Source organism: Halococcus salsus (assembly GCF_009900715.1).
GTDB classification, from domain to species: Archaea; Halobacteriota; Halobacteria; order Halobacteriales; family Halococcaceae; genus Halococcus; species Halococcus salsus.
Window position 1 is genome coordinate 417,787 of sequence record NZ_JAAAJC010000001.1, and the last position, 26,497, is coordinate 444,283.

Annotated in this window: 26 protein-coding genes; 16 read left to right on the plus strand and 10 right to left on the minus strand. The window is 68.2% G+C overall.

Features of this window, described 5'->3' with window-relative positions; translation table 11 throughout:
* Positions 1-14: 14 nt before the first annotated feature.
* Positions 15-677 (plus strand): helix-turn-helix domain-containing protein, encoded by a 663-nt coding sequence (locus GT355_RS02180; protein ID WP_160133102.1) that lies wholly within the window; start codon positions 15-17, stop codon positions 675-677.
* Positions 678-719: 42 nt separating this feature from the next.
* Here GT355_RS02180 and GT355_RS02185 read toward each other — a convergent pair whose 3' ends face one another.
* Positions 720-1,109, minus strand: coding sequence for a type IV pilin domain-containing protein (locus tag GT355_RS02185; RefSeq protein ID WP_160133104.1), 390 nt, complete (start codon positions 1,107-1,109; stop codon positions 720-722).
* A gap of 263 nt (positions 1,110-1,372) precedes the next feature.
* Here GT355_RS02185 and mbhE point away from each other — a divergent pair, with 263 nt between their 5' ends.
* The 8 genes from mbhE to GT355_RS02225 are packed head-to-tail and all read left to right on the plus strand — an operon-like array spanning position 1,373 to position 9,207.
* Positions 1,373-3,832 carry a hydrogen gas-evolving membrane-bound hydrogenase subunit E gene (mbhE, locus tag GT355_RS02190; protein ID WP_160133106.1) on the plus strand — a complete coding sequence of 820 codons (2,460 nt, stop codon included), beginning with the start codon at positions 1,373-1,375 and terminating at the stop codon, positions 3,830-3,832.
* On the plus strand, positions 3,829-4,302 hold the full coding sequence (locus GT355_RS02195; RefSeq protein ID WP_160133108.1) for an MnhB domain-containing protein: 474 nt from the start codon (positions 3,829-3,831) through the stop codon (positions 4,300-4,302). Before mbhE ends, GT355_RS02195 begins: the two co-directional genes overlap by 4 nt.
* Complete coding sequence (locus tag GT355_RS02200; protein ID WP_160133110.1) at positions 4,299-4,652, plus strand: sodium:proton antiporter; 354 nt, start codon at positions 4,299-4,301, stop codon at positions 4,650-4,652. Before GT355_RS02195 ends, GT355_RS02200 begins: the two co-directional genes overlap by 4 nt.
* A complete protein-coding gene (locus tag GT355_RS02205; RefSeq protein ID WP_160133113.1) occupies positions 4,653-6,236 on the plus strand; it encodes a complex I subunit 5 family protein in 1,584 nt (527 codons plus the stop codon).
* Complete coding sequence (locus tag GT355_RS02210; protein ID WP_160133115.1) at positions 6,233-6,790, plus strand: Na+/H+ antiporter subunit E; 558 nt, start codon at positions 6,233-6,235, stop codon at positions 6,788-6,790. The genes GT355_RS02205 and GT355_RS02210 overlap by 4 nt, the downstream gene beginning before the upstream one ends.
* Positions 6,771-7,070: an MrpF/PhaF family protein gene (locus tag GT355_RS02215; protein WP_160133117.1), complete on the plus strand. Its 300-nt coding sequence runs from the start codon at positions 6,771-6,773 to the stop codon at positions 7,068-7,070. The genes GT355_RS02210 and GT355_RS02215 overlap by 20 nt, the downstream gene beginning before the upstream one ends.
* Positions 7,067-7,438, plus strand: coding sequence for a monovalent cation/H(+) antiporter subunit G (gene mnhG, locus GT355_RS02220; RefSeq protein ID WP_120070020.1), 372 nt, complete (start codon positions 7,067-7,069; stop codon positions 7,436-7,438). The genes GT355_RS02215 and mnhG overlap by 4 nt, the downstream gene beginning before the upstream one ends.
* Positions 7,435-9,207, plus strand: coding sequence for a flippase activity-associated protein Agl23 (locus GT355_RS02225; RefSeq protein WP_160133119.1), 1,773 nt, complete (start codon positions 7,435-7,437; stop codon positions 9,205-9,207). The genes mnhG and GT355_RS02225 overlap by 4 nt, the downstream gene beginning before the upstream one ends.
* A gap of 1 nt (position 9,208) precedes the next feature.
* Here GT355_RS02225 and GT355_RS02230 read toward each other — a convergent pair whose 3' ends face one another.
* Positions 9,209-9,553 carry a winged helix-turn-helix domain-containing protein gene (locus tag GT355_RS02230; protein ID WP_160133121.1) on the minus strand — a complete coding sequence of 115 codons (345 nt, stop codon included), beginning with the start codon at positions 9,551-9,553 and terminating at the stop codon, positions 9,209-9,211.
* Positions 9,554-9,653: 100 nt separating this feature from the next.
* Here GT355_RS02230 and GT355_RS02235 point away from each other — a divergent pair, with 100 nt between their 5' ends.
* Positions 9,654-9,929 carry a hypothetical protein gene (locus tag GT355_RS02235; RefSeq protein WP_160133123.1) on the plus strand — a complete coding sequence of 92 codons (276 nt, stop codon included), beginning with the start codon at positions 9,654-9,656 and terminating at the stop codon, positions 9,927-9,929.
* 8 nt (positions 9,930-9,937) lie between these two features.
* On the opposite strand, the gene coaBC is transcribed toward GT355_RS02235, so the two are convergent.
* Positions 9,938-11,095, minus strand: a complete 1,158-nt coding sequence (gene coaBC, locus GT355_RS02240) for a bifunctional phosphopantothenoylcysteine decarboxylase/phosphopantothenate--cysteine ligase CoaBC (protein ID WP_160133125.1) — start codon at positions 11,093-11,095, stop codon at positions 9,938-9,940.
* 621 nt (positions 11,096-11,716) lie between these two features.
* Entirely contained in the window at positions 11,717-13,120 is a 1,404-nt protein-coding gene (locus tag GT355_RS02245; protein WP_160133127.1) for a NosD domain-containing protein, read from the minus strand.
* Positions 13,121-13,231: 111 nt separating this feature from the next.
* On the opposite strand from GT355_RS02245, the gene GT355_RS02250 reads away from it, so the two are divergent.
* Positions 13,232-13,744, plus strand: coding sequence for an SRPBCC family protein (locus tag GT355_RS02250; RefSeq protein WP_160133129.1), 513 nt, complete (start codon positions 13,232-13,234; stop codon positions 13,742-13,744).
* Between the two features lie 2 nt (positions 13,745-13,746).
* Here GT355_RS02250 and GT355_RS02255 read toward each other — a convergent pair whose 3' ends face one another.
* On the minus strand, positions 13,747-14,916 hold the full coding sequence (locus GT355_RS02255; RefSeq protein WP_160133131.1) for a sodium:calcium antiporter: 1,170 nt from the start codon (positions 14,914-14,916) through the stop codon (positions 13,747-13,749).
* Between the two features lie 52 nt (positions 14,917-14,968).
* Entirely contained in the window at positions 14,969-16,102 is a 1,134-nt protein-coding gene (locus GT355_RS02260; RefSeq protein ID WP_160133133.1) for a sodium:calcium antiporter, read from the minus strand.
* 82 nt (positions 16,103-16,184) lie between these two features.
* On the opposite strand from GT355_RS02260, the gene GT355_RS02265 reads away from it, so the two are divergent.
* Together GT355_RS02265 and ftsZ are read left to right on the plus strand one after the other, a co-directional pair.
* Positions 16,185-17,534: a D-aminoacyl-tRNA deacylase gene (locus GT355_RS02265; protein WP_160133135.1), complete on the plus strand. Its 1,350-nt coding sequence runs from the start codon at positions 16,185-16,187 to the stop codon at positions 17,532-17,534.
* A gap of 56 nt (positions 17,535-17,590) precedes the next feature.
* Entirely contained in the window at positions 17,591-18,718 is a 1,128-nt protein-coding gene (gene ftsZ, locus GT355_RS02270; protein ID WP_160133137.1) for a cell division protein FtsZ, read from the plus strand.
* A gap of 100 nt (positions 18,719-18,818) precedes the next feature.
* On the opposite strand, the gene GT355_RS02275 is transcribed toward ftsZ, so the two are convergent.
* A complete protein-coding gene (locus GT355_RS02275; protein WP_240145689.1) occupies positions 18,819-20,315 on the minus strand; it encodes a NosD domain-containing protein in 1,497 nt (498 codons plus the stop codon).
* A 122-nt stretch (positions 20,316-20,437) separates the two neighbouring features.
* Between GT355_RS02275 and GT355_RS02280 the strand changes: the two genes are divergently transcribed.
* Positions 20,438-20,611: a protein translocase SEC61 complex subunit gamma gene (locus tag GT355_RS02280; protein ID WP_007692286.1), complete on the plus strand. Its 174-nt coding sequence runs from the start codon at positions 20,438-20,440 to the stop codon at positions 20,609-20,611.
* A gap of 1 nt (position 20,612) precedes the next feature.
* Complete coding sequence (locus GT355_RS02285; RefSeq protein WP_120070043.1) at positions 20,613-21,050, plus strand: transcription elongation factor Spt5; 438 nt, start codon at positions 20,613-20,615, stop codon at positions 21,048-21,050.
* Between the two features lie 26 nt (positions 21,051-21,076).
* Here GT355_RS02285 and GT355_RS02290 read toward each other — a convergent pair whose 3' ends face one another.
* Positions 21,077-21,745 (minus strand): Ig-like domain-containing protein, encoded by a 669-nt coding sequence (locus GT355_RS02290; protein ID WP_240145690.1) that lies wholly within the window; start codon positions 21,743-21,745, stop codon positions 21,077-21,079.
* Positions 21,746-21,856: 111 nt separating this feature from the next.
* Here GT355_RS02290 and GT355_RS02295 point away from each other — a divergent pair, with 111 nt between their 5' ends.
* On the plus strand, positions 21,857-22,618 hold the full coding sequence (locus tag GT355_RS02295; protein ID WP_240145691.1) for a PHP-associated domain-containing protein: 762 nt from the start codon (positions 21,857-21,859) through the stop codon (positions 22,616-22,618).
* Positions 22,619-22,627: 9 nt separating this feature from the next.
* Here GT355_RS02295 and ppc read toward each other — a convergent pair whose 3' ends face one another.
* Positions 22,628-25,351: a phosphoenolpyruvate carboxylase gene (ppc, locus tag GT355_RS02300; RefSeq protein WP_160133140.1), complete on the minus strand. Its 2,724-nt coding sequence runs from the start codon at positions 25,349-25,351 to the stop codon at positions 22,628-22,630.
* Positions 25,352-25,393: 42 nt separating this feature from the next.
* Positions 25,394-26,458 carry a PGF-CTERM sorting domain-containing protein gene (locus GT355_RS02305; RefSeq protein WP_240145692.1) on the minus strand — a complete coding sequence of 355 codons (1,065 nt, stop codon included), beginning with the start codon at positions 26,456-26,458 and terminating at the stop codon, positions 25,394-25,396.
* Between the last annotated feature and the right edge of the window lie 39 nt (positions 26,459-26,497).

Here is a 26,497-nt window from a genome sequence, read left to right on the forward strand (position 1 = left end):
AGTAGCCGACGCCGATGAGCACGATCGCCGAAGTCAGTCTCCCGGGGGCGGAGTTCGCCCTCCACGAAACGCTCGAAGCCCACCCGGACGTCGAGTTCGAGATCGAGCGTATGGTCGCCCACGAGACCGACCGCGTGATGCCGTTCGTCTGGGCCACCAGCGAGCGTGTCGACCGGGAGACCCTCGACGAGGCGATGGCCGACGACCCGAGCGTCGACAACGTGACGCGACTCGCCGCCTACGACGGGGAGTGGTTCTACCGGATGGAGTGGGTCACCGACATCCGGGTGGTGCTCCACGTCCTGCTCGAACAGGGGGCCACGGTCCTGAACGCCAGTGGCCGCGACGACGAGTGGAAGCTCCGGATCCTCTTCCCCGACCGCGACTCGCTCTCGGCGACCTACGACTACTGCACCGAGGAGGCGCTCACGCTCACGGTCAACCGGATCCACGAACTCGACGGCGAACACCGCGACGAGTACGGGCTCACCGAGACCCAACACGAGACCCTGGTCGCGGCCGTCGAGGCGGGCTACTTCGACATCCCACAGAAGGCGACCCTCGACGAGCTCGCCGACGAGATCGGCATCACCCACCAGGCGCTCTCCGAACGCCTCCACCGGGGCCACAAGACCCTGATCGAGAACGCGCTTATCATCGGTCGGATGGGACGGTGAGCGCCGCGGTGACGGCGGCGCTGGACCGTCGTGGTCGATCCGTTACTCGCCGCCACCGCCGTCGAGGCTGGTTCGCCAGATGACCGAGGACTGGCCGTCGCCGGTGTAGATCACCCTCTCCGCACCCGTGTCGCTCAGTTCGGCGACTTCGGTGCCGGCCGTGATCTCGCCGGTGGCGCTGGAGGAGGCGACGCCGTCGCCCTCGACCGCGATGTTCTCGCCGTCGAGCGTGTCGCCGCCGCTCATCACCAGCGTTCCGTCTTGGACGCTGAAACTCGCCTGTGGCGTCGTCTGTTGCTCGCCGCCGAGCCCCAGCACGAACGCCCCGATAACGGCCGCGAGTATCACCACGACCGCGACCATCAACACGACGCCGATCACCGGACTGACACCGCGCGTCGCTTCGCCGAACCGCTTGTGTATTCCGTTCATATTCACGTGTTGTCGTAAACCCACCAGCGAGGGGTTCGACGAGCGCACGGCACGACCGCGCCCCGGCCCCGAACTGGTGCGTTGCCGTCGGTGGTTCCGTTATCCGATATAAACGTTCAGAACGTATACCGACGATATAGCTCGCTTCGGCGAACGATCTCCTTGATTCATCGAGCGCGGACACCGAACTGATCGATCGCCCGTGGCCGATCCCCCGCGAGGATTTTGAGAACGGTTAAGTCGGGGGGAAAGCGATTACTAACGTGTTCTCCGTGGCGCTCCCGACGGCGGTCGCCGGTGGTGTTCCGACGGTGGTCGGGCGTCCCGGATCCGGTGGCATCGCACTCACGCTGGCCCAGACGGGGACGGATCCCAGTAGCATGGCGCTGTTCGCGGCGCTCGGGCTCCCGTTCCTCGCCGCGCTCCTCGCGCCGCTCGTCTACCGTGCGCTCGGCGAGCGGACGGCGTGGTTCGCCGCGCTGGTCGCGCTGGTCTCCTTTGGACTGGTCGCGAGCCAGTACGGCACCCAGGGACCCGTCACGCTCCCGTGGATCCCGACGCTCGGGATCTCGCTCACGCTCTACCTCGACGGTCTTTCCCTCCTGATCTCGCTGCTCGCGAGCGGCGTCGGCGTTCTGATCTTCACCTACTCGGCGGGCTACATGCACGACGAACCCGGCAAAGCCCGCTACTACGCCACCCTGCTCGCGTTCATGGGCTCGATGCTCGGCGTCGCGCTCGCCTCCGACCTCATCGCGCTGTTCGTCTTCTGGGAACTCACCTCGATCACCTCCTTCGGCCTCGTCGGCCACTACCGCGACTCCGAGAGCGCCCAGTCCGCAGCCCGCCAGGCGCTCATCGTCACGGTCTCGGGTGGGCTCTTCATGCTCGTCGGCTTCATCCTGCTCGCGTACGCCTCCGAGGTCGCCTTCGGCGCTCCCACCTTCACCCTCATCGGCGGCCCGGACTCGATGATCGCGAACGCCGAGGCGATGCGGACCGCCCTCCGCAATACGGGACTGTTCCTCCCGGTGCTCGGGCTCGTCGCGCTCGGTGCGGCCGCCAAATCCGCCCAGGTCCCGCTCCACTTCTGGCTCCCGAGCGCGATGGAGGCTCCAACCCCAGTCTCGGCCTTCCTCCACTCCGCGACGATGGTGAAGGCCGGTGTCTTCCTCGTCGGCCGGACCCGCCCGCTGCTCACCGGCGAGGAGTGGATGGTGCTCTTCGCGAGCCTCGGCCTGCTCACCATGACCGTCACCGCGATCCGCGCGCTCGGCGCGACCGACATCAAGGAGCTCCTCGCCTACTCGACGGCCTCCCACCTCGGGCTGATCACCGCCGGCTTCGGCTTTACGAACCAGCTCGGGGCCGAGACCGGTGCGTTCCACATCCTGAATCACGCGCTGTTCAAGGCCACCCTCTTCCTCGTCGCCGGGATCATCGCCCACGAGGCGGGGACCCGCGCGCTCGACGAGCTCGGCGGCCTCCGGCACGACCTCCCGCTGGTCGGCGTGATCACCGCCATCGCGGCGCTCGGGATGGCCGGCGTCCCGCCGTTCAACGGCTTCTACTCCAAGGAACTCCTCTACGAGGCGGCCTACGAGACCGCCCACGAACTCGGCGGGCTCGCGTGGGCCTTCCCGGTGGTCGCCGTCGTCGGCAGCGTCTTCACCTTCCTCTACTCCATTCGCTTCCTCTGGCTGTTCATGGGCGAGAAGCCCGATTCGCTCGGTGCGGTTCACTCGCCCTCCTACGCGCTGGTCGCGCCGCCGGCCGTCCTCGCCGGGCTCGCGATGGTCGTCGGGATCGACCCCCAGCTCGCCGTCGACACCATCGTCCAGTCGGCCTTCGCGAGCACCGTCGCGGGCGAGGCCCACTCGATGAGCGTCTACCTCCCGACCTACCTCTCGCCGGCGGTCGCGATGAGCGCGGTCACCATCGCCGCGGGGATCGCCCTCTCGCCGTTCTACGACCGCCTCGCCGACGGCGTCCGGCGGCTCTCGCAGGGGCCGGCGACCGCGACGTGGTGGTACGACGGTGCGGTCGTCGGGCTCGAACGCGTGAGCGCGGTCTCGCTCCCGCGCCTCCAGACGGGGCGGTTCAGAACCGCCGCGGTGTGGCTGCTCGGGTCGACGGTGCTCCTCGTGCTCGCGGGCTACGTCGCGGCCGGGGTCTCGCTCCCCGCCTTCACCGGCCTCTCGGTCACGGCTCCCGTGGTGGTCATCCTCGCGGTGGCGGTGCTCGCGGCGGCGGCGATCGGCATCGCCCCCTCGCACATCGCGGGCGTGCTCACGCTCTCCATCCTCGGGTTCATGGTGGCGCTCTTCTTCGTGCTGTCGAGCGCGCCGGACCTCGCGCTCACCCAGTTGGTGGTCGAGACCCTCGTGCTGGTGATATTCCTCCTCGTGCTCGACAAGCTCCCGGCGTTCTACGGCGAGGCGACCCGAAGCAACGTGGTCCGCGACGTGGTGCTCGCCGCCGGCGTCGGGCTCACGGTCTGTCTCACGGTGCTGGTGGCGACCGCGCCGAGCCCCGATACGATCGCGGGCTTCTTCGTCGAGACCGCGCCGCTGCCCGAGGGCGGCGGTGGCGGGAACATCGTCAACGTGATCCTCGTCGACTTCAGAGCCCTCGATACGTTGGGCGAGATATCGGTGGTCGCGATGGCGGCGATCTCGGTCGTCACTCTCATCGCGATGCGGGGTCGGGGTGAGTCGTCGTGAGCGCCCGCGACGCGACCGTGATCGCCCGGACCGTCAGCCGGATCGTCTTCCCGTTGATACTGCTGACGGCGTTCGCGCTCCTCCTCCAGGGCCACAACCGGCCGGGCGGCGGGTTCATCGCGGGCGTGCTCACCGCGGTGGCCTTCGCCCTCCTCATGATCATCTACGGCTTCGATTACATCGAGAGCGAACTCCTCGGTCGTGAAACCGACGGTGCGGTCGCCGCCGCCTTCACGATCGTCACGGACAACAGCCTCGTCTTCGCGCTCGGCCTCGCCCTCGCCGTCGGGAGCGGCCTCGTCGCGATGGTCTTCGGGCTCCCCTTCCTCACCCAGACGGTCGTCTTCCTCCACGACCTCCCGGTCTACCACGAACTCGAACTCGCGAGCGCGTTCGTCTTCGACCTGGGGGTCTACCTCGTGGTCGTCGGCGCGCTGCTCACGGTGCTCACGGTGGTGGGTGCGGAATGACCCAGTTCGTACTCGCGGCCGTCCTCGGCCTTCTGTTCGCGTTCGGCACCTTCCTCGTGCTCCGACGCGACATCCTCCGGGTGGTCTGGGGCGTGGTGATATACTCCCAGGCCGCGAACGTCTACCTCATCACGATGGGTGGGCTCTCGGGCGTCGCGCCGATCATCTCGGGCCACGCCGTCGAGAACCCGGACACCGTCACCGACCCGCTGGTCCAGGCGCTGGTGCTCACCGCCATCGTGATCAGCTTCGGTACCACCGCGTTCGCGCTCGTGCTGACCTACCGGATCCACGAGGAGCACGGCACGATCGACCTCCAGAAACTCGGCGAGACGGGCGGTGAGAGCTGAATGGTGACCCAGATAGTGATCGCGCCGCTGCTGGTCGCGCTCGTCACGGCGGTCGTCTCGCTGTTCGTTCGTCGGTTCCCGCGCGCCCGCACCGCCGTCAGCCTCGCGGGTGCGCTCGCCTACCTCGTAAGCGTCGTCGTGCTCGCCGAGCGGGTCGCGAGCCAGTCGATACTGACGTACCAGCTCTCGGCGTGGCGTGCGCCCTTCGGCATCACGCTCGTCGCCGACGCGCTCTCGGTCTTCATGCTCGCCATCACCGCGGTCGTCTCGCTGGCGGCGGTGGTCTTCTCGGTCGGCTTCATGAGCGAGCACGCCCAGCGGGTCTCGTATCACCCGCTCTATCACCTCCTCGTGGCCGGCGTCACCGGCGCGTTCCTCACGGGTGACCTCTTCAACCTCTTCGTCTGGTTCGAGGTCCTGTTGCTGTCGAGCTACGTCCTCGTGGTGTTTTACTCGGGACCGGAGCACACCCGTGCCGGGCTGACTTACACCGTGCTCAACCTCCTCGGGAGCGCGCTGATGCTGGTCGCCATCGGCGGCCTCTACGCCACGGTCGGGACCCTCAACATGGCCGACATGGCGCGTCGGCTCGCCAACCCCGCCCAGTACGGCATCGACCCCGTCCCCGTGCTCGGGATCACCGTGTTGCTGTTCTGCGTGTTCGCGCTCAAGATCGGCGTGGTGCCCTTCCAGTTCTGGGTGCCGGCGGCCTACCGCGCCGCGCCCGCGCCGGTCGCGGCGATGCTCGCGGGCGTGGTCAAGAAGGTCGGCATCTACGCGGTGATCCGGCTCTACTTCACCGTCTTCGCCGCCGCGCGCCTCCCGGACGGCCTCGGGCTTCCCGGCTTCGTCGGGAACTCCTATCTCTCCTTCCTCGGCCCCGTCCTCTTCGCGGTGGCGGCCGCGAGCATCCTCTTCGGGGGGATCGCCGCGGTGAGTCGTGACGACTTCGACGGCGTGCTCGCCTACTCGAGCATCGGCCAGATCGGGTTCGTGGTGCTCCCGCTCGCGGTCGCCGCCACCGTCCCGAGCGTCAGGGCGCTCGGGATCGCCGCCGCGCTGGTCTACGCGCTCAATCACGCGCTCGCGAAGGCCATGCTGTTCTTCGCGAGCGGGACGGTCGGCGACGCGGTCGGGACGGTGCGTTTCGCCGAACTCGGCGGCCTCGCGAAGCGCACCCCGCTGTTCGCCATCGCGGTCCTGGTGGGGATGCTCTCGCTCATCGGTATCCCGCCGTTGATCGGCTTCTTCGGCAAGTTCCTCGTCTTCCAGACCACCGCCCACGCCGGCGCGGCCGGCGAGCCGGGTGCGGCGTTCGCGCTCGCGCTCTCGGTGGTCGGCGCGATACTCACGGTGGCCTACTTCACGCGCGCCTGGAACCGTGGGTTCTGGGGTGCGGCGACCGCTCCCGTCGAGCACGGGAGCTACTCGTCGGTGCTGGTGGGTGTCGTGGTGGTGCTCGCGGCGTCGCTGGTCGTCGTCGGGGTCGGCTTCGACCCGGTCTGGCGTGCGGCGAACGCCGCCGCCGACGCCACCCTCGCCCGTGGCCAGTACGTCGGCGCGGTGTTCGGGGGTGGCGGATGAAGCGCTGGCCCGTCATCGGCGTCACGCTCGCCGTGCTCTGGCTGTTCGTCCGGGGCGTCGAACTCGGTGTGGACTACGTCCTCGGCGAGTTCGTCATCGGACTCCTGATCGGCCTCCCGATCGCGTTCGTCTTCCGGCGGTTCTACGCCGAGGAGTTCGCGTTCGCGAGCACCGTCCGTGTGCTCCCGGCCGCCATCGCCTACCTCGCGCTGTTCGTCAAGGAACTCATCGTGGCGAACCTCGACGTGGTCTATCGGGTCCTCTCGCCGTCGATGCCGATCGACCCCGACGTGGTGGCGATCCCGCTCCGGGTCGAGACCGACGCCGCGGTGACGACGATCGCGAACTCGATCACCCTGACCCCGGGGACGCTCACGATGGACTACGACGAGGAGTCGAACACGCTCTACGTCCACGGGATCACCGGTAAGAACCGGTCTGGGGTCGTCGAGCCCGTCCGCCGGTGGGAGGACTACGCCCTCGTGATCTTCGACGAGGACGCGAGTCCCGACGACACGCCGCCCCACCCACGAGGTGGTTCGCGTGGCGATTGAAGCGCCCGCGTTCCTCACGACCGTGATACAGGCGGGACTCGTGGTCGCGACCCTCGTGACGCTCGTGGCGGGCTATCGGGTCATCCGCGGGCCGACGACCCCCGACCGGGTGGTGGCGCTCGACACCATCGCCACCAACGTGGTCTCGGTCGCGGTCCTGTTCGCGCTCCTGACGAATCAGGGCTTCTTCGTGAGCGTCAGCCTCGTGCTCGCGATCATCGGGTTCGTGAGCACGATCGCCGTCGCTCGCTACGTCACCGAAGGGGACATCATCGAATGAACACGATCCACGCAGCCATCGTCGCGGTGTTGATCGGTATCGGGTGTTTCTTCCTCGTCGTCGGGACCCTCGGTCTCGTCAGGCTGCCCGACGTCTACAACCGGATGCACGCCACCACGAAGGCGACCACCCTCGGGGCGGCCTCGTTCTTCCTCGCGGGCGTGGTCTACTTCGGGCCCGCGGCACCCGGCGGGGCGGGGCTGATCGCGCTCGTTGGGCTGGTCTTCCTCTTCATCACCGCCCCCACGGGTGCCCACGTCATCTCACAGGCCGCCGAACGGATGGGGGTCGCGTTCGCGGGCGAGGCGACCTGGCCCGACACCGGCGAATCCCGACCCGAATCACCCGGTGAGGAGGACGAGGGGTGAACCGCGACCGACGAACCACCCTCGCGGTCGGGGTCGTCACGTTCCTCGCGCTCGTGGTTCGATTGGTCGAACTCGGCGCGCGGGTCGCCCACCAGGACGAGGCCCGGGTGGCCTACTGGGCCTACCGCTACATGGAGAACGGGGTCTACTGGTATCGACCCGTGGTCCACGGGCCGTTCATCACCATCGTCGACAGCTGGGTGTTCAGTCTGATCGGGGCCTCCGACTTCTCGATGCGGCTCGTGGTCGCGCTGATCGGCGGCCTGCTTCCCCTCGCGGCGCTCCTCTTTCGCCGTCGGCTCCGGGATTCCGAGACCGTAGCGCTCTCGGTCGTGCTCGCCGCCGCCCCGCTGTTCGTCTACTACTCGCGCTTCTACCGCAACGACCTGCTGCTCGCGGGGTTCATGCTCGTCGCGTTCGGCTGTTTCGTCCGGGCGATCGACGACCGGCGGCCGGCCCTCGTCTACCTCGGGGTGGCCTTCTTCGCGCTCGCGTTCACCACGAAGGAGAACGCCGTGATCTACGCGGTGACGTGGGTCGGCGCGACGGCGCTGCTGGTCGACCGACGGCTCCTGATCCATCGGGTCCGCGAGGCGGATATCGGTCCGACGATCGCCGACCTGAGAGGGCGGGTTCGGTACGGGGTTCGGGAGTGGTGGCCCCACGCGGTGTTCTTGTTCGTCGAGTTCCTCGCGATCATCGTCTTCTTCTACGCGCCGCGTGGCGAGGCGGCCGGGGCCCAACCGACGGTCGGCGACACCCTCGCCGACCCCACGCTGCTCGCGGGCCTCGTTCGCGAGGCCACCCTCGGGTCGTGGACCGCCTTCGTCGGCCACTGGGGAGCGGGCAACAGCGGGTCGTACCTCTCGGCGGCGGGGGCGCTCTGGCCCGCACTGCAGACCGGGGCGCTCTTCGTGCTCGTCTTCGCGGTCGTGGGCTTCCTCCTCGATCGCTACACCGGCGAGCGCCCCCGCGACGTCGTAGCCTTCACCTTCTACTGGGGCTTCGCGAGCGCGCTCGGCTATCCCATCGCCGTGGCGAACCCGTTCCCCTGGGAGGTGATCCACGTGGCGGTGCCGCTCGTGGTCCCCGCCGCCGTCGGGGTCGCCGCGGTCGGCCGGGTGGCGCTCCAGGGGCTCCGCGACGCCGGCGGACTCGACGCGCTTCGCGAGGGCTCACCGACGCTGAACCGGGACGCGCTCGCCGGACTCCTCGCTGGTCTCGTGCTGGTGATGGTCGCCGCCCACACCGGGCTCGCGGTCTACGACACCTCCTTCGAGAACGACCAGAACCCCGACAACGAACTGGTCCAGTACGCCCAGTCGTCGAGCGAGATGAAACCGCTGCTCGGCGAACTTCAAGAGGTTATCCGGACGAACGACGGCACCGACGTGCTCTACTACGGCGACAACCCCGATTTCGACGGCGACGAGCTCGCGGGGAACGAGTCCGCCGACGACAGCCCGCCGGCCGACCTCAACTGGTTCCGTCGGCTGCCGCTCTCGTGGTACTTCGAGGCCGACGGCGCGGTGTCGAACAGCACCGACGACGCCGCCGCGTTCGACCGACTGGTCCGGGGCGAGGACCGCCCGCCGATCGTGGTCGCGTTCGGCGAGACGGACTCGTGCGGGGAGTCCTACGCGAACGTGGCCGACATCGAGAGCTCGCTTTCGGGCTACGAGCGCCACGAGGTCCAGCGCTTCTCCTACGACAGCGGCTGTACGATCTCCACGATGGAGATCTACGTCGACGAGAACGCGGTGAACTGAGTCAGTCGAGGTGTCCGTCCCGCTCGAGCAATCGCCGGAGCGCCACGCCTTCGAGTTTCGCGACGTACTCGCCGACGTCGGTGTCGGTGTCGAACCGATACATCGGGCTGTCGCCGACGTCTCGGGTCTGCTCGACGACGCCGAGTTCCCGTAGTTCGTCGATGTGGTCGTAGACGGTGCTGCGGGCGACGCCAGCGAGCCGCGCGATGTCGGTCACGTTGAGATCGGTATCCTCCTCGCCGAGCAGCGCGGCGAGGATCTTCACCCGCGCGCCGGACCCGAACAGATGGGTGAGCGGCGTGTCGTCGGCGTAGGGTTCCGTTTCGGTGTGGAGCTCCGTGGCCATAACACGTGGTTTGCCGTGCAACCTGCTAAGCGTTTTGCTTAGCAAACGGTAGTGTAGCTTGAAACGACACACTCATCCCCGATGGATATGATCGACGGACATGGAGGACTCGGAGATCAGGAACAGGGTCGTCGAGAAGCTGCTCCGAAAGCGGGTTGTCGGGTCGCACAAGAAGCGTGTCGATACCGTCACGAACTGGTTGCCGTCGCATGCACAGGGTCGTGGCGAGCAGCTGATCCGAGAGATGCTCGCGGACCGAAACGCCCCGCTCGAAGCCTACGGCGGGAGTCGGGACAACGTTCGATTGACGAGCGTTTCGGACGCCGTCGAATATCTCAAGGCCCACGACGGAAACGTCCCGTTCGGATTCGATTGATTCGGCCGTCAGTCGAGTTCGGTCACGAGCTCGTCGGCGACCCGCGCGCCGAGGCCCGATTTGTCGCCGTCGTACTCCCTGACGCCGTTCTCGCGAACCACGAGCGCGCGCGTTCGGTCGCTTCCCATCACGCTCGCGTCGTTGGCGACCACGAAGGCGAGGTCGACCCGTGAGAGCGTCTTCCGGGCCGCCGCGACCATCGCCTCGTCGTCGCCGCTCGTCTCCGTCTTGAACCCGACTATCGGGAGGTCCGGGTGGGATTCACGGACCGAATCGAGCACCTTCGGGGTGGGTTCGAGGTCGAGGGTCAGCCCTTCCCGACCCGAGCGGATCTTCTCGGCACTGGCCTCGACGGTGTAGTCGCCGATCGCCGCCGCCGAGACCAGCGCGTCGGCGTTCTCGGCCGCTCCCTCGACGGCAGCTAGCATCTCGGCGGCGCTCTCGACGGGTTCGACGTCGGCGGAGGAGACCTCGGGCCCGTCGTGGACGAGGGTGACGTTCGCGCCGCGGATGTAGCACGCCCGCGCGACGGCCCGCCCCGTTTTTCCCGAGGATCGGTTCGTGAGCGTTCGCACCGGGTCGATGGCCTCCGAGGTGGGGCCGCTGGTGACCACGACGCGCCGACCTGCGAGCGGGTGGTCGTTCGCGGCGCGGGCGGTCGCGAGCGCGATGGCGTCGATCGAAGCGATCTTGGCCTTGCCCTCCTCGATCCGCGGCGGGACGAACGAGACCCCCCACGACTCGACCCGGTCGATGGCCTCGGCCACGCCGGGGTGGTCGTACATCGGCTCGTGCATCGCGGGCGCGACCACGACCGGGAGGCCCGCCCCGAGCGCCGTCGTCGCGGTCGTCGTCACGGGGGTGTCGTCGATCGCGGCCGCCATCTTCCCGACCGTGTTCGCGGTCGCGGGGGCGACCAGGAGGACGTCCGCCCAGCCGTCGCGACCGCAGAGGTCGACGTGTTCGATCCGACCCGTGATCTCCGTCACGACCGGATTCTCGGTCGCGAACTCGACCGCCCACGGGTGGACGATTCCCTGTGCACTCTCGGTCATCACCGCTCGCACCGTGGCCCCGCGCCGCCGGAGCTCGTGGGCGAGTTCCACGGTCTTCACCGCCGCGATCGACCCCGAGACCCCGAGCGCGACGTTCGCTCCTTCGAGCATCACCCGAGTCTCCGGTCGCCGGCGGGTTATACTGTCGGTCGTGACGCGGCGGTGAACAGCCGGTGCGGTGGCGGTTGGGATGATGCGGCGGTGCGATGCGGATGCTGTGGCGCGCGCACGCGGTCGTGCGCGAACGGACGTGAGCGTGCGAGCGCGAATCGGCGTGTGAGGGATGAGCACCGTAGGGAGTGAGCGAAGTGAACGACTGAGGAGCGCAGTCGGCTGGGGAGGCGTGTGGTTATCGCGGGGCGTGGCGGTGCGGAGAAGTGAGCGGCCCTTTTTAGTCCAGGTTTTTGGCGACCAGCGAGGGACCTTCGGTCCCTCGTGCCGTGCGAACGGGCGCTTCGCGCCCGTGAGCAGAGAGTGGTTAGCGAGCACAGCGAGCTAACCCGAGGAGTAAAAAAGTGGGTGCGGGAGGCGTGTGGCCTGTGCGGGGCGGTAGCGGGGCGGCGGCGGTTCTCATTTGTACCGGGCGAGTGGCGGTCGCGGGACGGTAGCGGTGCGGTATCGCCCACAGAATCGGTTAACGAGATAACGTCAATACGAAAACCGATGAGGTTGTCCCGGACTTCCCCAGCAACGCGGGTCGAAAGCCGCGCGTTTCAGTTCGCCGTGTGAGAGTCAGAACCCGCGATTCCGGCCACGACGACGCCGGATCACGACGACCGTCCCGAGCAGGACCAGCGCGACGAGCGCCGCCGCGGCGAAGATGACCTTGGCCCAGCCGACGGTCGAGGAGAGCAGGCCGCCGGCGTCCCCGGTCTCGGGGGCGGCCGTATCAGCTTCCGAACCGTCCGATGCCGCCGTTCCCGGCTCGGCTCCCGGCCGTTCGGTGCTCTCGTCCGCGGCCGTCGACCCGTTGGCTCCCGCGGCGACCCCCGTGGCGTTCGAGCCGACGGACGTGGCCGCCGTCGCGTCGGTGGTGGCCGGTGTCGCCGTGCTCGTGGCGGCGCTCCCCGGAACGGTGGTCATCGTGCGCTGGACCGAGGGTGAGTCGCTGGCCGTCACGTTCGCCGGGCCGCCGTTGCCGCTGTCCGAGAGCGCGCCGAAGACCCCGAACGCCGTGAGGTTGGCCCCCGAGACGGTGCCGCCGTCGCTCGTCGCGCCCGGCACCCGTGACCAGCTTCCCTGGCTCGCGCGCCAGAGGGTGGCCGCACCGCCGCCCGCTCCGTCGTCCATCGTCAACGAGAGCGAGGAGTCACCGGCGGCGGCGAAGGCCTCGACGTAGGCCCCACGGTTCGCGGTGCCGGCGGGGAGCGCGGGCGGGTCGGTGATGGACCTGAACGCCACGTTCTGTGCGGTGAACGAGAGGGTGGCCGTCGAGAGTTCGAGGTTCGAGACCGTGTTCGGCCCGCGGTTACGCATCCCGTAGTAATCCCAGTTCGAGTTGTTGCGCGCGACGCTGTTCCGGACGGTGTTGTTCCCGCTCTCGCGCTCGAAGTGGATCCCCCACTTGTTCTGCACTGCGACAGCGTTTCGGACCGTGTTGTTGTGACTCATCCCGCCGACCGCGATCCCGATCGAGTTGTTGTACGCGGTGGTATCGATGACCCGGCTCTCACCCGATTGTGCGAGCGAGACCCCCGAGATGGTGCCGTTGGCGATGACGTCCCGAACCGTGCTCTCGTCGACACCGAGCAGGAACACCCCGACCGTCCACTCGTTCGCGTGGAGGCGCTCGACGGTGACGTTCGTGACCGGGGTCTGCGCGCCGTCGACCTCGACGCCGTGGCCCGTCCCGGTTCCCGTGACAGAGTGGCCCGCGCCGTCGAGGGTGACGTTTCCGCTCGTGACCTCGATACAGGCCTCGTCCTCGTCCGCGACGTCGCCCGTGACGTTCTCGGTGAGGACGTATCGTCCCGGGGTGTCGATGGTGGTACACGCGTTCACCGGGGTCGCGCCGGCGGGCTGTGCGCCCGCGAGACCGACCGGGGCGACGGCGAGGGCGAGGACGGCGAGCGCCGCGAGAACGACGGCGGCAAGGGTGCTCTGACTGCGGTTCGAACCGGCGGGGAGGGCGTTCATCAGCTACCGCGTCGGTTGTGAGCGAACCCCTATCTATTTCCCGATGTCGGCCGGGTGAGCGAAACCGTCGAACACGGCAACGCTTAGGCCCCCGGCGGTCGTGACTGAGCCGTGAACACCATCGATATCAGCACGGTCGTCTACCTCCCGCCGGAGGAGGTCTACGACGTGCTTATCGACTTTCCGCGGTATCCGCGCTACTCGGAGCACCTGCGTGGGGTCGACCGCCAGGGCGACGGCTCGGCGGGCACGACCTACGACCTCCACTTCGCGTGGTGGAAACTCACCTACACCGCGCGTTCGCGGGTCACCGACACCGACCCGCCCAACCGCATCGACTGGCGGGTCGTGAAGGACATCGACGCCAACGGCCACTGGGCGGTCGAGGAGCGCGAGCCGCCCGAGGGCCGCGAGCACGCCTCGACGGTCCACTTCCGGGTCGAGTACGACACGGACTCGGTGAACCCCTCGAACTTCGACCTCCCCCGACTGGTCTCGCTGTCGTGGGTGGTCGAGAAGGTCAAACCCGTCATCGAGCGCGAGGGCCAGCGGGTCGTCGAACGCGTCGTCGCCGACATCGAGGGCGAGCGCCGACCCGTCGACCTCGACATCGAGACGCGGTAGCCTCAGTGGGTGGGAACGCCCGAGAGCCCGATCACGAAGACGTGATAGAGCACGATACCGATGAAGAGAGCGTAGAACAACCCCCCGACCAGGAACGGGGCGGGGTGCATCGAGTCCGTGGTGTCCCGGCGCGCCCGAACGTAGAGGATCGCGGCGCTCACGAGCGCGAGCACGGCCGAGAGGGCGTTGAGGAAGCCAGTCGTCCCCCACTGGAGGGTGAGGTCCCAGGTGGTGAAGAGGATCCCGAGGGTCACTGGTAGGGTGCCCTGAAACGCCATCGCGCCGGTGATGTTCCCGAGCGCGAGGGTGTCCTTGTCGTCGGCGATCCAGATGATGCTGTTGAACTTCTCGGGGAGTTCCGTGGCGAACGGCGCGAGCAGGAGCGAGAGGATCGCGGCGGGGATCGAGACGACCTGGTTCGAGAAGTAGCTCACCTCGCCGACGAACAGCTGTGCGCCGCCGATGATCACCGCGAGCGCGATCAGGGTCTGGAGCCCGACGGTCCAGCCGGCGGGGTCCTCGCCGCGGCCGTCGTCGTCGGTGGCCGGATCGCCACCGAGGTGCTCGACGACCCGACCGAGATAGAGGGGGTCGAGTTCCTCCTCGCCCTCGACCATGTCGTCGGCGCTGATGGTGCGGTAGAGGTAGAGGCCGTACCAGAAGACCAGGAACGCGCCGATGACGACCGTCGCGATACCGGTGACGAACGCCGCGGCCACCGCGAGCACGTAGCCGACGAAGAAGAAGAAGAGGTCGCGCTGGGTGGACTCGTCGTTGACGTAGAACTCGCTGCCGTGGTCGCGCCGGCCACTGAAGACCAGCACGCTCACCCCGACGAGGAACATCGCGATCGTGGCGAGCAGGAACGGGGCCCCGAGGATCGCGCCCACCCCGATGTCGCTCGCGGACTCGCTGCCCTCGCCCGAGAGGTACGCGCCGAGGATGGCGATCACGGGGATGAGGGTCTCGGGGAGCGCGGTGCCGACCGCCGCGAGGACGCTCCCGGTGGCGCTGTCGCCGAGGCCGAGGTACTGGCCCAACCACTCGACGCCGTTGGTGAAGATCTCCGCGCCGAGCAGGAGGAGGACGAACGAACCGACGAGGAGAATCGTGTTCCCGAGAACCCCGGAGACGAGAGCAAGAGGGAGCCCGGACACGAGCACCGAAGTCATGGCCCCGGCTCTGCTGGGGATCGGTTAAGCGGTTTCGCTTGCGTCCGCGACGCTACACAGTGCTCGCACCGAGTACGAGAACGGCATAGAGCGCGAACGCCACGAACCCGACGTAGAGGACGCCACCGAGCAGGAACGGTGCGGGCCGGAGCTCGCGGCCGTCGGCCGACCGCACCCGGCGGTAGACCAGCCCGGCACTCACGAGCGCGAGCACGGCCGAGAGGGCGTTGAGAAAGCCCGTGGTGCCCCACTGGAGGCTGAGGTCCCACGAGGTGAACAGGATCCCGAGGGTGACGGGGATGGTGCTCTGGAAGACCATCGCGCCGGTGATGTTGCCGAGCGCGAGGGTGTCGCTCCCGCGGGCCATCCAGAGCACGCTGTTGAACGTCTCGGGGAGTTCGGTCGCCAGCGGTGCGAGCAACAACGAGACCACCGCCGCCGGCACCGAGAGCACCGTCTCGGAGAAGAACTCGATCTCGGTCACGAACAGCTGCGCGCCGAGCACGATGAACCCGAGCGCCAGGAGGGTCTGGAGCCCGACGAGGAGCGAGTGGGGGTCGCTGCCGTTGTCGCGTTCGCTCTCGATACCGGCGGCTCCGAGACCCCGCTCGACGATCTTCCCGAGGTAGTGGTCGTCCATATCGTCCCCGTCCACGAGGTCGCCGCTTCGCACGGATCGATGGACGTAGACCGCGTAGAGCCCGACGAGCACGACCGCGATCCCGACTGAAACCAGATGGGAGGGGACGAACGCCGCGGCCACCGCGAGCACGTAGGCGAACAGGAAGACGGAGAGGTCGCGCTCGGTGGACTCGGGGGGATACCGGACCGCCTCGTCGGCCTCCCGGCGACCGGCGAAGAGGTAGGCCGATGCGCCGACGAGGAACATCGCGACCGTGGCGAGCAACAGCGGCGCGCCGAGGATCGCGCCCACGCCGATGTCGTCGGCCGCGCTGCCGCCCTGGAGGATGGCGATCACGGGAATGAGGGTCTCGGGGAGGGCGGTGCCGAGCGCCGCGAGGATCGACCCGGTGGCGCTCTCGGAGATCCCGAGGCGCTGACCGAGCCACTCGACGCCGTTGGTGAAGACCTCGGCACCGACGAGCAGGAGGAGGAACGACCCCACGAGGATCCCCGCCCGGTCGAGCGGCACCGTCGCGGCCGGGAGGGAGGGCGAAGGAAACACGGCCGAATTTCGCGTCCGAGGCGATTAAGCGATCCCATCCACGGATCGCGGGGCTTTAGCCTGCGAGACGGCTGTAGCCGGTATGATCGGTATCGTCGTGAGCCGCGCCGACCGGGCGTCGAGCCACATCGGCGAACACCTCCGCGACCTCGCGGAGTGGACCACCGAGACGGACGACACACGGACCGACGCCGACGGTGGCGGCACCGTCTTTCGCAGACCTGGCTTCGAACTCCGCGAGTTCGACGCGCTCCACCTCGACATCGAGGGAGTCGCCGAAGCGTTCGACGACCCCGACCTCGTCGTGTTCGCCTCGAAACACGCCGGCGACACCGGACGGTTCCTCACGGCCCACCACACCGGGAACTTCGGCCCCGCGGAGTTCGGCGGCGAGGCGAACGCGTTCGCCGAGGCCGCACCGAACGTCCACGCCCGCGTCGTTCGTGCCCTCACTGCGCACGCCCCGGAGAGCTACGACGTCGGGATGGAGTGTACCCACCACGGCCCCACCGATGTGGGCCGGCCCTCGCTGTTCGTCGAGTTGGGAAGTTCGGAAGAGGAGTGGAACGACCCCGCGGGCGCGCGGGCGGTGGCGAAGGCTATCCTCGACCTCGACGGAACGGCCCCACACCGCGAGCGCCAGGTCGTCGGGTTCGGCGGCGGTCACTACGTCCCGCGATTCGAGCGAGTAGTGAGGAAAACCGACTGGGCGGTGGGCCACATCGGTGCGGACTGGGCGTTGGACGCGATGGGTGCCGTCGAGAACCACACCGACGCCGTCGAGCGGGCCTTCGAACGCAGCGGCGCGACCCGAGCCGTCGTCGAGGGGACGAAACCCGACCTTCGGGCGGTCATTGAGGAGCTCGGTTACCGGGTAGTGAGCGAGACGTGGCTCCGCGAGACGACCGGCGTCCCGCTCGCGCTCGTCGAACACGCCGAACGTGAGCTGGGGACCGTCGACGACGGTCTCCGGTTCGGGGAGCCGGCCCGAACGGACGGCGGTGGGTTCACGGACCCAGTGGATCCGGTCGTCGACCGCCTGCCGTCGGAACTGGTGGCCGAAGTCGAGGGTATCGACCGCGAGGGCGCTCGTGAGGTCGTCGAGCGGTACGCGCTCGCGTTCGACACCCACGAGTCGGGCACCCGCCTCGCCGACCGCGTGCTGCTCGCCAGCGGGGACGACCGCGACTCGATCGTCGACGGGTTCGCCGACCTCCTCGAACGGGAGTACGGGTCGGTCGAGCGGCGGAACGGCGACCTCGTCGTCCGTGAGACGGCCTTCGACCCGGCGGCGGCAGCGAAGCTGGGTGTTCCCGAAGGACCGAAGTTCGGGGCGCTCGCCGACGGCGAGGCGGTGACCGTCGACAGCCGGACGATACCGCCCGAGGCGGTCCACACCGAACACGTCCGTCGGCTCGCCCGTCGGGAGTGACATTCACCGGACAGAAGGGGAAAGATAAATAGGCGGCGTCCGTGACTCCGACACAAATGGATTCGATCATCGAGGACGCCATCGAGGAGTCGGACGAGGGCCAGGGGAGCGGGGAGACGCCGGCCGGCGAGAAGCGGGCCGGCACGATGAGCGACGAGGAGCTCGCGGGCGTCGTCGAGGACCTCAGAACGCAGATCACGGTGTTCGGTTGTGGTGGGGCGGGGTCGAACACGGTGACGCGGATGGCCAAGGAGGGGATCCACGGTGCGAAGCTCGTCGCCGCCAACACCGACGCCCAGCACCTCGTCGAGCAGGTCCAGGCCGACACCAAGATCCTGATGGGTCGGGATCGGACCGGGGGTCGCGGCGCGGGCTCGGTCCCCAAGATCGGCGAGGAGGCCGCGCGCGAGACGATCGAGGACATCAAGGGCGCGATCGACGGCTCCGACATGGTGTTCGTCACCACCGGGCTCGGCGGCGGGACCGGGACCGGCTCCGCGCCGGTGGTCGCCGAGGCCGCCCAGGAGGCCGGCGCGCTCACCATCGCCATCGCCACCATCCCGTTCACCGCCGAGGGCGAGCGCCGGCGGGCGAACGCCGACGCGGGCCTCGAACGCCTCCGAGCCGTATCGGACACCGTGATCGTGGTGCCGAACGACCGGCTCCTCGAGTACGCGCCGAACCTCCCGCTCCAGGACGCCTTCACGATCTGTGACCGCGTTCTCATGCGCTCGGTGAAGGGCATGACCGAACTCATCACCAAACCCGGACTGGTCAACGTCGACTTCGCCGACGTTCGCACGGTGATGGAGAACGGCGGCGTCGCGATGATCGGCCTCGGGGAGTCGGACTCGGAGAACAAGGCTCAGGATTCGATTCGCTCGGCGCTTCGTTCACCCCTACTGGACGTGGAGTTCACCGGCGCGAGCTCCGCGCTGGTCAACGTCGTCGGCGGCCCCGACATGAGCGTCGAGGAGGCCGAGGGCGTCGTCGAGGAGATCTACGACCGGATCGACCCCGACGCCCGGATCATCTGGGGCGCGTCGGTCGACGAGAGCTTCTCGGGCAAGATGGAGACCATGATCGTCGTCACGGGCGTCGACTCGCCCCAGATCTACGGCCGTTCGGACCTCGCCGCCGAGACTACCGGTCAGGTCGACACCGACATCGACTACGTCGAATAACCGGACTGGCGAACGGGAGCGCCCATCGGATTTTTGCGTTCATCAATCACGTAGCAGCGACACCGTGGAACCGAGGGTATCGCGAGAAACCCCGGAAGGATTACCGGTCGCGCCGCACCGCCAGCACGGCGGCCACGAGCAGCGCACCCAGACCAGCCACGAGGCCGAAACCCGGGCCGTCGCTCGACGAGGTCGGGCTGGCGTTCGATTCACCCGCACCGGCGCTCGCGTTCGATTCGGTGGCCGCGGCCCGTTCGGTCCCAGCCGCGGTGGTCGAACCCGACGCCGAAACCGCCGTCGTGTCGGCGGTGTCGGCCGTCGAGACCGTCGTCGTCGGAGCCGATGACTCGGTCGGCGTTTCGGTCGCCGTCGTCGCCGTCGCGGTTCGCGTTGTGGTGGACGTTTCCGTTACTGTCGACGTCGCAGTGGGGGTAGCTGTCGGTGCGGCGGTTGCCGTCGGTGTCGCGGTTCGAGTGGCGGTCGTGGTAGCCGTCGGTGTTGCCGTTTCCGTTGCAGTGGCCGTTGGTGTCGGGGTTGTCGCGTCGGTGGCCGCCGAGCCCGAATCGTTCGACGAACCGGTGTCAGTGGCCATGCTGGAGTCGCCGGACGACCCCGAACCGTCCGCGGCACCGAACACCGCGACCGTCGCGGGGTGGGGGACGTCGGTCGCCGAGACAGTGTTCGCGCCGGCGTCGACCGACGAGGCGTCGACCCCCGACCACGAGTCGCCGCCGTCGGTGCTGAAGAGCGCGAGCGAGGTCTCGTCGAGATCGCTGGCGTCGTCGTCGCTGTAGTGGATCGTCAGCGAGAGCTCGGAGCCGTCGCCGTAGTCGGTGGTCCGGACCCCGGTGCCGACGGCTTGCTGGCCCAAGGGGCCGTCACCCGGGACTGGCTCGGCGCGCGCACCGACGTTCGTTCCCGAGAGGTCGACGGTGACCGAGCCCATATCGAGGTTCGAGACGCTGGTATCCGAATCGACGCCGGGGCTGTATCGGTCGGAGTAGAAGTCCCAGAGCGCGTTCCTCGAGGCGGTGTCGTCGGTGAACTCGTTGTGGCGGCTGCCGCGCTCGATGTGGAGACCGTACTTGTTGTCGTTCGCAGCGGTCCCGGTGATGGTGTTCCCGCTCGCCTTCCGGAGTTCGACCCCGAGCGCGTTGCCGGTGGCCGTACTTCCCTTGATAGTCGTGTCGTCCGTCGAGAGGAGCGTGATGCCCTCGGTCGCGCCGGTCGTCGTACTCCCGGCGATCGTCCCGTCCTCGACGTTCTCGAACAGGATACCGCGGGTGAAGCCGGTGGTCTCGACGTTCTTCACGGTGACTCCGGAGAGGGTCGAATCGCCCGAAGCCTCGACGCCGACCCCGGAGCTCCCACCCTCGATCGTGTGTCCGTTCCCGTCGAGGGTGACGTCGCTCGCGGCGATCCGGATACACGTCGAATCGGCCGAGAGGTCGGCGCTCAGGGTGTAGGTTCCGGGCGAGTCTATCGTGGTACACGAATCGACGGCGGTACCGGACTGCGCGCCGACGACGCCCGCACCGACGGACGCCGCCGCGACCACCACGAGCACCGCGAGGAACGTCACGCGACGGTTCGACACACGTCCCGACGACCGTGGAAGGTTCATCGGGCTCGTTTCGAACCAGCTCTTATCAACTTCTCGATACGGGGGTGGAGAGGATGACACAAGATAGATACCCCTCGGGGAAGTAACGCCCGCAAATGGACATCAAATACGACCTCGGGAGCTACACTCGGGTGCTGAAGCTCGCGAGCACGCCATCCTGGGAGGAGTTCTCCCGGATCGCCCTGATCGCCGGGGCGGGTATCGTCCTCATCGGCTTCATCGGGTACGTCATCTTCACCATCATGAACACGCTTCCGGGGCTGTTCTGAAATGGGGATGTACGCCGTCAAGACCACCGCGAGCCAGGAACGCACCGTCGCGGACATGATCATGAACCGCGAGGAGCCGAGCGTTCACGCCGCGCTCGCCCCCGAGTCGCTCACGAGCTACGTCATGGTCGAGGCCGACGACTACGCGATCCTCGAACGCGTGATGGACGAGATCCCCCACGCCCGCAACCTCGTCCCCGGCGAGTCCTCGATCGCCGAGGTCGAACACTTCCTCTCCCCGAAGCCCGACGTCGAGGGGATCGCCGAGAGCGACATCGTCGAACTCATCGCCGGGCCGTTCAAGGGCGAGAAGGCCCAGGTCCAGCGTATCGACGAGGGCAAGGACCAGGTCACCGTCGAGCTCTACGAGGCCACCGTCCCGATTCCGGTCACCGTGCGCGGCGACCAGATCCGCGTGCTCGACAGCGAGGAACGGTAGTCCCTCGAAACGTCGAACGGAACGGCTCACGGAACTCCGAAGAGCGTTGAGCGCGGCCGCCAGTCGTTGATTCGTCGGGCCGTCGTCGAACCGCCCAGGGGATTTTCGTCGGTCAGCGTGACCATCACGCACTCCATCATGGTCGATATTCCCGACCACTCCACCTTCCCGCTCGACCGCACCGCGACGCTCAGACCCTGTTCGTTACAGTCGTCGACGGTGAACTCGATGTGTTCCGGCTCGTCGTTGGCGAGCCCGACGCTGACGAGGTAGTCGCCGGCGGTCGAGATGTCGATACTGACGGAGGCGTCCGATTCGAGCCGGTAGGTCTCCGCGAACGAGGCCGTCCCGGAGCTCCGTCTGCGAACGCTGACAGCGACCGCTCGGGTGGTCTCGGCGTCGTTCCAGACCGTGAAGCCGCCCAACGACTTGCCGCTGCCGATAGTCGCCGTCGTCTGTGGCTCGTTTCGTTCCGAATCGATCCGAACGGGTTCCCATCCCTCCCCATCAGTTCCCGTCGTCGCGGGCGTGCTGGACGGCGCTTGGACGACGGTCGACTCGCTAGATGCCCGATCGCGCGCTGTGGTCGAATCGTTCGGGCTTCCACCACCACTGCCCACGCAGCCAGCGAGGCCCGCGCTCACGCCGAGCGCGAGGAACCCTCGCCGTCCGAGCCGCCCGCCACCGCGGTCCATTCGTCGACCCACTCGATCGTCTGTAATAAACTTTCAGTCGGTAGCGGGCCTTCTCGGGGGCTATCCAAGCGGATCGAAACCCGCTATACGACCGATCGCCGATCTAGGCCAGTGAGTCGCTCCGTCACTCGCGTCGACCCCCACGTGAAGGTGCTCGACGACCGAGTCGTGCGCCGGGCGAAACGGTTCGGGCTCGACGTGCTGGTCTACGCGCCCCACTTCACCCGTCTGGCTGAGATCCAGGAACGGGCCGCGGCGTACACCGACGACGACCTCCTCGTGGTACCGGCGCGCGAACTCTTCACCGGACCGTGGCGAAACCGTCGGCACGTCCTCGCGCTCGGGCTCGACGGCCCGATACCGGATTTCATCACCCTCGACGGCGCGATGGCCGAACTCCGGGCTCAAGACGCCGTGGTGCTGGTCCCCCATCCCGAATTCCTGACCGTGAGCCTCGACGAGGCCGCCATCCGTCGGTATCGCGACGTCGTCGACGCCGTCGAGGTCTACAACCCGAAACACTGGGCGCGACACAACCGCCGAGCGCGTGCGATCGCCCGCGACCTCGACCTCCCCGTCTTCGGGTCGTCGTACGCCCACCGCCACGCCACCGTCGGCGAGGTCTGGACCGAGTTCGATACCGCCGTCGATACCGAAACCGACCTCCTCGCTGCGTTCCGCGAGGCCACACCGCGTCGGGTCCGTCACCGCACCGGACTCGTCCACGAGGTGCGTCGCCGTGCGGAGTTCGCCCACCTCGGCTCCGAGAACAGCGTGAAGAAGTTCGACCGGGTGGTTCTATCGGGAACGGAGGCGACCCATCCTCGACAGCCGGTCTACGAGGGTCGATTCGACGATATCGCGGTCTACTGAGTCGGGGACTCAGCCGGTGGTCTTCATCCCGGCGGCGATCCCCTTCACGGTGAGTCGGAGCGCGCGCTCCTCGGCCTCGGTGCGTTCGTCCTGGCGGAGGAGGTGGATCTGGAGAACGTTCAACGGGTCCACGTAGGGGTTCCGGCGGTCGAGCCCTTCGAGGAGCCAGTCGCGCCGCACGAGCGAGTCGCGGTCGGTGACCGCCGTAACGTGCTCGACGGCGCGCTCGTACTCGTCGCGGATCCGGGGGAAGAACGTCCCCGCGAGCGCTTCGTCCGCCATCCCGGCGTAGCTCTCGGCGACCTCCATCTCGGTGCGTGCGAGCGAGAGCGCGGCGTTGTCGAGGGTCGTTCGGAAGAACGGCCACTCGGCGTACATCTCGCGGAGAACCTCGACGCGCTCGGCGCGGTCGGTGATGGCGGTGCCCGTCGACCCCTCGTCGAGGTACGTTTCGATGCCGGTCCCGAGCGCGTACCATCCAGGCAAGATACAGCGCGCCTGCGTCCACGAGAATACCCACGGGATCGCCCGGAGGTCCTCGACGGTGCGCTCGCCCGACCGCGAGGCCGGCCGCGACCCGAGGTTGAGGTTCTCGATCACCCCGATCGGCGTTGCCTGGCCGAAGAACTCGACGAACCCCTCGCTTTCGAGGAGGTCGCGGTACTCCTCGCGGGCGGCGCTCGCCATCGCGTCCATCGCGTCCGCCCACGCCGCGGGAACGTCCTCCGTCGGCTGCTCGACCGCGTCGTGGCGCGCGAGGAGCTGGGCGTTCAGCATCTGCTCGAGGTTGCGCTCGGCGATCCGCGGGGTGGCGTACTTCTCGGCGATCGCCTCGCCCTGTTCGGTGAACTTGACTTCTCCTGTTACCGTACTGTTCGGCAGCGCGCGCAGCGCCTCGTTCATCGGGCCGCCGCCACGCGAGATCGACCCCCCGCGGCCGTGGAACAGCCGGAGGGAGACATCGTAGTCGGCCACTATCTCGCCGAGACGGCGCTGATTCCGGTGGAGTTCCCAGTTCGCCGCGAGGAACCCGTTCTCCTTGTTCGAGTCGGAGTAGCCCAACATGATCTCCTGGGTACCGCCACGGGCGGCGACCGCCGCCGCGTAGGCCTCGTTCTCGAACAGCGTCCCCATGATCCGGTCCGCACCGGAGAGCGCGGATTCGGTTTCGAGCAGCGGCACCACGTCCAATCCCGAATGATCCGGCAACGAGACCACGCCGGCCTGGTCGGCCAGGAAGAGGACTTCGAGGACGTGGCTCGGCTCCTCGGTCATCGAGATGCAGTAGGTGTCGATGGCGTCGGAGCCGTACTCGCGCTCCCAGCCCGCGAGGCTCGCGAACCGTTCGAGGACCGTCCCCGTCGTGTCGGAGACCCCGTCCCGGTCGTCGACGTCGATCACTGACTCCGCCTGCAGGACCGCGTCGGTGAGGGTTGCGACCCGTTCGTTTTCGTCCATCTCCCCGTACTCGACACCCTGGCGGTCGAGGGTCTCCACCACTGCTGTCGTGTGGTTCTCGCGGTGGTCGCGCAGGTCGAGGCTCGCGAGCTGGAACTCGAAGGTCGCGACCTGGCGGCGCAGCGGGTCGACGTGAGCGGTCGCGACGGTCCCCGCGCCGTTCGCCCGGAGACTGGCCGCGAGCGCGTCGAGGTCGGCGACGAGTTCGTCGGCGTTCTCATATCCACCGGGCCGGACGTCGCCCACCCGGACGAGCCGTTCGCGCATCAGGCGGAGCTGCTGGCGGTAGGGTTCGTTCGGGTAGCGCTCGGCGGCAGTCCCGGCGATCGAGGGAAACCGCTCACGGTCGGCGGCGAGGCGGTCCTCGAAGGTCTCGTCGGTCTCGATCCGGCGGCCGTCCTGGCTCACCACCCCCGAAAGGCGTTTGAGTTCGTCGCGGTAGCGCTCGACCACCACCGAGCGCTGCCGGTCGAGGGTCTCCGTCGTCACTGCGGGCGTGACGTAGGGGTTCCCGTCGGCGTCGCTGCCCGCCCACGACCGGAACTGGAACAACTGGGGGATCGAGACGTCCTCGAACCGTTCGCCGAGCGCTTCCTCGAACTCGGCGTAGACTTCCCCTGTGACGTCGAACAGGGTGTTCTCGAGGTACCACTGGACGTTCCGCGCCTCGTCGCCGGGTTCCGGCCGACGGTCGCGGACCTGGGCGGTCTGCCAGAGGCTCGTGATCTCGGCGTCGATGTCGCGTTTCACCTGCGCTTCCTCGGTGTCCGTGAGGAGGCGCTCGTCGAGGGTTTCGAGGTGGCGCGTCACCGCACGGAGCTTCGATTTCACCGTCTTCCGGCGGGCTTCGGTGGGATGGGCGGTAAAAGTCGGCTCGATCAGGACGTCGTCGAGCAGGGACTCGACGGTTGCGGCGTCGACGTCGGCCGCGGCGAGTTCGTCGACCGCCGCGCCGAGGCTGTCGGCCAGCGAGCCCTCCTGAGAGGCCGACCGGATCGCGCGGATGCGCTCGCGCTCCTCGGCGAGGTTGACGAGTTCGAAGTAGCTCGTGAACGCGCGTGCGACGGCGCTCTCGGTCGCCGGATCGAGGTCCTCCACCGTCTCGCGGAGGGGGTCACGCGAGTCGGCGTCGCCACGCCGGTAGTCGATCGCCGCGGTTCGGAGCCGCTCGACGACCTCGTAGGCGTCTGTCGATGCTTGGTCCTCGATCACGTCACCGAGTAACGCGCCGAGTTCCCGGACGTCTCGCTCCACGGTCCGTCGATGGAGTGTCATGCTACCGCTGGTCACGCCACCGGCAAAATCGTTCGTGTGCGGTCAATTCTGCCGACGAGCGACCAGTGCCATCGCGAGGAGGGCGACGACCGCGACCACGAGGCCGAACCCAGGCCCGTCGCCAGCGGTCGTGGTTTCGGCGGCATCACCCGTCGCGGCGGCCCCGGGTTCGTCGGTCGCGGTCGCCGTCGCGGTCCGGGTCGCCGTCGGCGTGGGTGTCGTGGTCTGGCCGGCGGGGGCGAACGTGCTCGTGTTGCCGAGCGCCGAGACGTTCGCGACCACCACGTTCCGGTCGGTGTTGACGTAGTTCACGCCGGGCACCTGCGACCAGTTGCGTTCGTAGCCCCAGAGCCGGAGGCTGTTCTCGGTGACGTTCGCGTCCGCGACGCTCGCGTCGTCGTACCCGACGATCACCCGAATCGTGGCGTTCTGGCCCGTGCCCGCCATCCCGACGTGCTGGTCGATGGCCGTCCGGTTGGGCAGACCGCCGGGAACGCTCTCGACACCCGTCAGCGCGGCGTTCGTCGCGACGAACGAGAGCGTCGAGGTGTTCGTCTCGAAGCGCTCGGCCGCGACCCCCGAGGAGTTGGTCGTATAGAGGCTCCAGCGGTCGTTGTCGACGGCTGTGACGTTCCGGAGCGCCGTGTTCGGCGCGTCGCGCAGGAGTACGCCGTTCCGGGCGTTCGCGCTTGCGTTCACCGTTTCGAGCGAGCCGTTCGTGACGCCCTGGTAGTAGACGCCCGCGGTCCAGCCCGTCGTCGTGACGTTCCGGACGGTGACGTTCGAGAGCCCGGTCAGGGAGTTGTTGACCTTCACGCCGACGCTCTCGCTGGCGTTCGCCCCGTTGATCGTGTGACCGTTGCCGTCGAAGACCACGTCGTCGGAGAGGATCTGGACGCAGACCGTTCGATTGCTGTCCTCGATGTCGGACGTCAGGGCGTACTCGCCGTCGTTGGCGATCGTGCGACACGAGTCGATGGTCGTCGCGCCGTTCGTGCCGTTCGTGTCGCTCGTCGACTGTGCGCTCGCGAGCCCGCCGACGCCGGCGACCCCCACCGCGACCACGAGGAGACAAACAACGAGACCGACCCGTCTGCCGTGATGCATCGTATCCGCGTCGGATCGCCGGGTCATAATAGCTGTCGG